This window comes from Halorubrum sp. BV1, assembly GCF_000746205.1.
GTDB lineage: Archaea > Halobacteriota > Halobacteria > Halobacteriales > Haloferacaceae > Halorubrum.
Window position 1 is genome coordinate 1 of the sequence record NZ_JQKV01000016.1, and the last position, 2914, is coordinate 2914.

The following is a 2914-nucleotide window of genomic DNA, read 5'->3' on the forward strand; positions in this document are numbered from 1 at the left end:
GTGTCCAGTGCACCCAGCGACCTGGATGACACCGAACGACCACGGCTCACATCAGATTTCCTCTTACGCCGGAGCGCAGGGGGCGAAATCCTCATGTTGGTGAGTCGGCCAAACCGACTCTGCGAAACCGGGCCGAGTTGAACGGCCCGAATCCGCGGTGCGTTCTTCGCGTCTTGACCGAACGGGCTTATACACTTAAGCACGTCGGAACGCTTCGACCGGCCGACGAGCGGCCAGTCCGTGCCCCCCTCGACGGGGGACCTTCGCATTAGTCACGAATGCCGGGTTGTATTTAACCCCGTCGAAGCATCGGCGCTACGTCATGCGGTTTCAATGGGACAAGTTGCCACGACGGCCACCGCGTGGAGAGGCGAGATCGACTGTAATGCAAGCTGCAATGCGCTCGTGTTTCTGGACGTAGCTCGGATTAATACCACGTACGTGTCAGTTCCTCTCGGCAATACGTTCGGCACGAACCGTACGCAGACAACATCAAAAGTGGAAGAGATAGCAGACGTCAGAGGTGGTGTCGTGTGGTGAGAACGTGGTGGCTACATTCGGTATCGAGTAGCAAGTAGTGTTGGAGAACCGGGAAACGCGTTTTCCGCGCGGAGAGTGACGCTCACCGAGACAGAACACCGACGAACGGGTTCCGTAGTCATACATCGAATCTGACACTGATGCCCGTCGGAAGCGAGACGGAAACACCGACCAGCGATCCGGCTGTTTATACCACGGGCGTTTATAAGGGAGGGGTTCACATATAAAAGCGAACGATGACGAACCCTGCAGATTCGATCGAGATACAGAACGTAGTTGCATCGACGGGGATCGGCCAGGAACTTGACTTGGAGGCGCTCGCGGAGGATCTTCCCGGTGCCGATTTTAATCCGGATAACTTTCCCGGTCTCGTCTACCGGACGCAGGAGCCGAAGGCGGCCGCACTTATCTTCCGCTCCGGGAAGATCGTGTGCACGGGCGCAAAGAGTATCAACGACGTTCACGAGGCCCTCGGGATCATCTTCGAGAAACTCCGCGGACTGCAGATTCCCGTCGAAGACGACCCCGAGATCACCGTCCAGAACATCGTGTCGAGCGCCGACCTCGGACATAATCTGAACCTCAACGCGCTTGCGATCGGTCTCGGGTTAGAAGACGTGGAGTACGAGCCGGAACAGTTCCCCGGTCTCGTGTACCGGATGGACGAGCCCGAAGTTGTGATTCTGTTGTTCGGGAGCGGAAAGATCGTCATCACGGGCGGCAAGCGTACAGACGACGCCGAAGAGGCGGTAGAGGAGATCGTCGAGCGGATCGAGGGGCTCGGACTGCTCGGGTGACTCCGCAAGCAATCCACCGGCCAAACGAATAGACCGCTCCGTCAGACGCGCTGTCGGACGTCACGGTCTGAGCACTGATCCGGTCGATTTCGTCACGTCCGTCGCGTCGTTATGAATACGAGTCTCTCGTTCGGAGAAGAGATCGAACATCTCAGGGCTCGACACTGAAGCGATTCTGGCTGCTTTTCTGTCGGTATGTCCCCGGCTACTCTTCTGTCAGTACATCCTTGACTACGCTCGGATCTTCTAGCAGCTGGTGTTTCGTGTAGCTTCCCTCGGCGCTTCCGCCGCTGTGTTTCGACTGTTCGATGATGTCGAGAAACGCGTGTTCTTTGAGCAGGTCACGGACGCGCCGGAGAGAGAGGCTGTCTGATCCCTCTTGGCGGCAGATGTTCTCGTATATTTCGTACACGCGGCTCGTTCGAAACCCGTCTTGACGGCCCGAAGAGAGCGAAAGCAGTGCGAGCGCTTGAAGCACGTATCGCGAGTGAGGGGTCGATCCCCGGATGAGTTCGCGAAATCTGTCCGTTTCCGCGCGCTCGCGCGCCTGCGTAACGAATCCCTCCCTCACAGTCGGCTCACCGTTCGATTGGGCGATCTCGCCCGCGTATCTGAGAATGTCGATGGCCTTTCGAGCGTCGCCGTGTTCGCGGGCTGCGAGGGCTGCTGCACGCGGGATCGTCGACGGTTCGAGGACATCGTCGTGAAACGCATCGGCACGGGCCTGCATGATCTCTCTGAGCTGATTCGCATCGTAGGGGGGAAAAACGAACTCGCGTTCACAGAGGCTCGATTTGACCCGTTCGTCCATGCGGTCTTTGTACTGAATCTTGTTACTGATCCCGATGACGCCGAGCTTGCAGTCCGTGATCTTTCCCGCCTCGCCGGCTCGCGAGAGCTGCATCAGAATGGCGTCGTCGTCCAGTTTGTCGATCTCGTCGAGAATGATGAGAACGACGTCGTAGCGTTGATCGAGGATGCGCCAGAGTCGCTTGTAGTACGTCGACGTGGACAGGCCTTTATCGGGAACGTTGATTCCGGTCGCGTCGGGATCGTTGACGCCGTCTGCGATGGTTTGAACGGCCTGTGTCTCAGTCGTATCTTGGGCACAGTCGACGTACGCAAAGGTCGCGTTGACGCCCTCTTCGCCCGCTGTCGAGACGAGTCGTTTCGAGACGTACTTCGCACAGAGCGACTTCCCGGTACCCGTTTTCCCGTAAATGAGAACGTTGCTCGGACTTTGGCCGAAGATCGCGGGATTAACCGCCGTGGCGAGGTTCGATATCTCGTCGTCGCGGCCGACAATCCGCCCCTCTCCGGGGAGGTGACTGATCTCGAGGAGTTCCTTGTTGGCGAATATTGGATCCTCTCTGGTGAAGAGGTCATCCGCTGCGTCCATGGAAGAGACACCGTGTTTCCGGTGAAATGTATTCCGCTTTGGGCAGGGTGTTTTGATTTGAGACACACACCGGGTTTCCGGTGAAATACGTTGTTGGGGGGGTGGGTGATGATGGCGGCACGGGAGGGGCGGGTGAGAAGAGAGTGACAGGAGGAGAGAAGAGAGTGACAGGAGGAGA

General features: G+C 57.9%; 2 protein-coding genes. One reads left to right on the top strand and one right to left on the bottom strand.

Annotation, left to right across the window (positions count from 1 at the left end):
- Positions 1-776 precede the first annotated feature (776 nt).
- Positions 777-1337 carry a TATA-box-binding protein gene (locus tag EP28_RS11370; RefSeq protein ID WP_049984136.1) on the top strand — a complete coding sequence of 187 codons (561 nt, stop codon included), beginning with the start codon at positions 777-779 and terminating at the stop codon, positions 1335-1337.
- A 205-nt stretch (positions 1338-1542) separates the two neighbouring features.
- Here EP28_RS11370 and EP28_RS11375 read toward each other — a convergent pair whose 3' ends face one another.
- A complete protein-coding gene (locus EP28_RS11375) occupies positions 1543-2736 on the bottom strand; it encodes a Cdc6/Cdc18 family protein (protein WP_049984137.1) in 1194 nt (397 codons plus the stop codon).
- Between the last annotated feature and the right edge of the window lie 178 nt (positions 2737-2914).